Genomic DNA, 661 nt, shown 5'->3' with positions numbered 1-661 from the left:
CACCTTAAAGCGTCAAAAAAAGTCGGCGGTTTGATAGATTATGTTGCAAAAAGGAAAGGCGTTGATAAAACAGTAAATGAGCAAATATTGGTCGGCAAACCGACTGAAAAACAGCTTAAATTTATTGATAAAATGCTTTCGGAATGTCCCGATGTGAAAAAATCTTTTGAGTATGAGGACTATATTGAGAATCCCACGAAACAAAATGCGTCGGCTTTGATTACAACGATAGCGGAAAATAATCCCGACGCATTTGTAAACAAAGAAACATACATAAACTATATTGCGACCAGACCGCATGTTGAAAAACTGTCCTCACACGGACTGTTCGGGAGCGAGGAAAATGTAAATCTTTCGGAAGTAAAAAAAGAAATTGAGAATATAAACGGCGTCGTTTGGACTCCGATAATCTCATTAAAAAGAGAAGATGCCGAAAGGCTCGGATATGATAATGCCGATATGTGGCGGAGCCTTATCCGAGCAAAACAGATGGAGCTTGCCGAGATATTTGACATTCCTTTTGATGAGTTTAAGTGGTACGGCGCATTTCATAATGAGGCAGGGCATCCGCACATTCATATGGTGGTTTATGCAACAGGCGATGCCAAAGGATATATAACCGAGAGGGATATTGAAAAGGTCAAGTCTGTATTTGCAAATG

At 39.9% G+C, this 661-nt stretch carries 1 protein-coding gene; it reads left to right on the top strand.

Annotated features, from left to right (window positions below; genetic code table 11):
* Positions 1–661 (top strand): MobP3 family relaxase (mobP3, locus tag H8706_RS12255; protein WP_262432861.1); only part of this gene is annotated, 661 nt, incomplete at both ends.

It is taken from the genome of Qingrenia yutianensis (assembly GCF_014385105.1).
In the GTDB taxonomy this organism is placed as follows: domain Bacteria; phylum Bacillota; class Clostridia; order UMGS1810; family UMGS1810; genus Qingrenia; species Qingrenia yutianensis.
This window is presented reverse-complemented; position numbering and strand designations above follow the sequence as displayed.